The following is a 2,983-nucleotide window of genomic DNA, read 5'->3' on the forward strand; positions in this document are numbered from 1 at the left end:
TCGCCCCTCGTGGTGATCGCGGCGGTACTCGTCCCCCTGGTGCTGCTCGCCGTGGTCCTCGTCCTGGTGCGGGACGTCCGGGACGAGGCGGCCGAGTCCGCCGCGAGCGAGCCCGTGACCGCCGTGACCATCCCGGCCCCCGGGGCCGACTCCGAGGAGTGCCTGTCGCTGGTCGAGTCCCTCCCGGACACCCTCGGTGAGGCGAACCGGGTCGCGTTCGTCGAGCCCGCACCGCCGGGCGCCGCGGCCTACCGGCTGCCCGATGCCGAGACCGTCGTCGTCCGCTGTGGTCTCCCCGCCCCGCCGACCTTCACCGTCGGGGTGCCGCTCCAGGAGGTCAACGGCGTCCAGTGGTTCAACGAACCGGACCCGGACCCCGCTGTGACGTCGTCCACGTGGGTCGCCGTCGACCGACCGGAGTACATCGCGGTCACCCTCCCCGCGACCGGCGGTACCGGTCCGATCCAGGATCTCTCGGACGCCCTCACCGCCGGTCTCGAGGCCGTCGAACCGCGGCCCGCGCCGATCGGGTGACCCGGCGGGGTCAGCAGCCGGCGAGCGCTGTCCTCACGAGAGTGTCGAGCAGGGTCCGGTAGTCGACGCCGGAGGCCGCCCACATCTGCGGGTACATCGAGATCGGGGTGAACCCCGGCATGGTGTTGACCTCGTTGATCACCGGACCGTCCTCGGTGACGAAGAAGTCGACCCGGCTCAACCCTCGCGCGTCCAGGGCGTGGAACGCCTCGACGGCCAGGGCGCGCAGCCGGTCGGTGTCCGCGTCGGGGAGCAGCGCGGGGAGGTCGAACGTGCAGACGTCGTCGAGGTACTTGGTGTCGAAGTCGTAGAAGGAGTCGCCCTCGGTCTCGCCCTCCAGACCGGTGGGCTCACCGGGGATGTGGAGTTCGGCGGGCAGGCTCGCCTCCACCCGACCGTCCGGGTACTGCAGGACACCGCATTCGACCTCGCGGCCCACGATGGCGGCCTCGACGATCACCTTGGGGTCGAACCGGCGGGCCTCGGCGATGGCCGCGTCCAGATCCGCCGCGCGGGAGACCTTGGTGATCCCGATGGACGAGCCACCGCGGGCGGGCTTGACGAACAACGGGAACCCGAGCCGGTCGAGTTCCGTCTGCGGCAGCGTCGCGATCCCGGGACGCAGCACCACCTGCTCACCGATCGGCAGACCCGCCGCACCCAGCACGACCTTGGTGAACTCCTTGTCCATGCCGGCCGCACTGGCGAACACCCCCGGACCCACGTAGGGGATCCCCGAGAGTTCGAGGAGTCCCTGGACGGTGCCGTCCTCCGCGTGGGTGCCGTGCATGACGGGGAAGACCACGTCCACGCGGGCGGCCTGCTCACCGGCCCGCTCCCCGTCCACGTACCGCAGGACCCCGCGGTCACCGGTGGACAGTCCCAGCGCCACCTGTGGTCGCCCCGGGTCGACCTCCGGCATGACGCGGTCGACGATCCGCAGGCCCGACACGTCGTCGGGACCCAGGGTCCACCGCCCCGATCCGGTGATCCCGACGGGGATCACCTCGTAGACGGATCGGTCGAGATGTGCCATGACGGCGCCGGCGGACACGCAGCTCACGGAGTGCTCCGTGCTGCGGCCGCCGTAGAGGACGGCAACGGTGATGCGATTCACCGGGCCGAGGCTACTCGGGCTTGGTGCTCCGTCTCATGAGGCGCACCGCCACCTCGACGGCGTCACCACCCTCGTGGCAGATCTCGTGGACGGCCTCGGTGAGCGGCATCTCGACCCCGACCTGTCGGGCGAGCGCACGGATCGAGGTGCAGGACTTGACCCCCTCCGCGACCTGTCCGTTGGTGGCCTCCTGGGCCTGCTCCAGGGTCTCGCCCTTGCCCAGCCGTTCACCGAAGGTCCGGTTGCGGGACAGGGGCGAGGTGCAGGTGGCGACGAGGTCGCCGAGCCCCGCGAGTCCGGCGAAGGTCATCTGGTTGGCGCCGAGCGCCACCCCGAGCCTCGTCGACTCCGCCAACCCACGGGTGACGAGCGTGGCCATGGTGTTGTCACCCAGGCCCATCCCGGTGGCGATGCCACACACCAGAGCGATGACGTTCTTGGTGGAGCCTCCGATCTCGCACCCCACCACATCGGTGTTGGTGTAGGGACGGAAGTAGGGGGTGGAGAACGCGTCCTGCAGGCGGGCCGCCCGGTCGACGTCCGTACAGGCGATCACCGTCGCCGCAGGCTGACCCTCGGCGATCTCCCGCGCGAGGTTGGGGCCGGACAACGCGGCGATCCTGTCCCCCGTCAACCCGGTGACCTCGGCGACGACCTCGCTGATGCGCATCAGCGACCCGGTCTCGATCCCCTTCGCCAGGGAGATCACCCCGGCGTCCGACTCGAGGAGGTCGACCCATTTCTCCAGGTTCCCCCTCAGGCTCTGCGACGGGACGGCCAGGACGACCTCGTGGGAGCCCGCGAGCACCTCGGCCGGGTCCGTCGAGGCGGTCACCGTCGCGGGCAGGACGATGCCCGGCAGGTACTTCTCGTTACAGTGCCGCTCGTTGATCCCGTCGGCCACCTCGTCCCGGCGGGCCCACATGACCACCTCCGACCCCGCGTCCGCGAGCACCTTGCCGACGGCGGTCCCCCACGACCCCGCACCCATCACCGCGACCCGCGCCATTTCGCCTCCCGGCTCGTCGTCCCCCACCCGGGCCATCGCCGGTGGATCGTGTGCAAACGCTACCCGGCCCGGCGCGCTCGCGAGGGTCTGCTGGCAGGATGGCGGTCGATGAGTACGGTGTCGGGTCACGGGGCGACTGACGGCGGGTGGACGATAGTCGTCCCCGTCAAGGCCCTCGACCGCGCCAAGAGCCGCCTCGCCCGCGCTCTGCCCGCGTCCGACAGGCGGGCCCTCGCCCTCGCGATGGCCGCGGACGTGTTCCGCACCTGCGTCGCGACGCCCGGTGTCTCCCGGGTGCGGGTGGTGACCTCGGACCCCGATGT

At 71.3% G+C, this 2,983-nt stretch carries 3 protein-coding genes and 1 pseudogene; 2 read left to right on the plus strand and 2 right to left on the minus strand.

The genetic code is table 11. The features are described 5' to 3' along the window. Nucleotides 1–534 (plus strand): DUF3515 domain-containing protein (locus G6021_RS06380; protein ID WP_241736445.1); only part of this gene is annotated, 534 nt, incomplete at its 5' end. Nucleotides 535–544: 10 nt separating this feature from the next. Here the strand turns inward: G6021_RS06380 and G6021_RS06385 are convergent. Further along, the gene (locus tag G6021_RS06385; protein ID WP_182639623.1) at nucleotides 545–1,651 is read right to left on the minus strand and encodes a D-alanine--D-alanine ligase family protein; all 1,107 of its coding nucleotides are present in this window, start codon (nucleotides 1,649–1,651) and stop codon (nucleotides 545–547) included. 10 nt (nucleotides 1,652–1,661) lie between these two features. Then, nucleotides 1,662–2,660, minus strand: coding sequence for an NAD(P)H-dependent glycerol-3-phosphate dehydrogenase (locus tag G6021_RS06390; RefSeq protein WP_179525497.1), 999 nt, complete (start codon nucleotides 2,658–2,660; stop codon nucleotides 1,662–1,664). 108 nt (nucleotides 2,661–2,768) lie between these two features. Here G6021_RS06390 and G6021_RS06395 point away from each other — a divergent pair. Further along, nucleotides 2,769–2,983, plus strand: a pseudogene (locus G6021_RS06395) (2-phospho-L-lactate guanylyltransferase); the annotation flags it as partial.

The sequence above is a fragment of the Dietzia sp. CW19 genome, assembly GCF_014145265.1.
In the GTDB taxonomy this organism is placed as follows: domain Bacteria; phylum Actinomycetota; class Actinomycetes; order Mycobacteriales; family Mycobacteriaceae; genus Dietzia; species Dietzia natronolimnaea.